The following is a 405-nucleotide window of genomic DNA, read 5'->3' on the forward strand; positions in this document are numbered from 1 at the left end:
ATGTATTCGATCACGTAGATTACTTACAATAGCATGTACAGCTTACGTTTGTATCTTTATCTTTTTGCCCGAACCACCAGAGCCACCATTTCCTTTTTTGGCAGAAGCATCCGAATCCGCTTTAACACTTTTCGATGATTTACTTGTAGATTTAGAGCCTTTTTTCGTTTTGGACGCTTTATCAGCTTTAGCTTTTTTATTAAGTTTTTTAATAAAAGCACTTTTCGTATCATCAAGCCCTACTGGGTCTTTATCAGTATTAAATATATTGAATTGATTAAACATCTTCTTCGCTTTTTTATATGCAGCCAATTCACCTTTTGACATTTCTTTTGCATTACCTTTTTTTCAAAACTATCATAAGTGCCTACAAAATGTTGTCCTACAAAAGGTAACGATGTTAAA

Annotated in this window: 1 pseudogene; it reads right to left on the reverse strand. The window is 33.1% G+C overall.

The annotated features are described in order from the left end of the window. Positions 1-42: 42 nt before the first annotated feature. Positions 43-405, reverse strand: a pseudogene (locus HMPREF2897_RS11900) (hypothetical protein); the annotation flags it as partial.

Origin of the sequence: Staphylococcus sp. HMSC065D05 (genome assembly GCF_001813195.1) — a bacterium.
In the GTDB taxonomy this organism is placed as follows: domain Bacteria; phylum Bacillota; class Bacilli; order Staphylococcales; family Staphylococcaceae; genus Staphylococcus; species Staphylococcus epidermidis.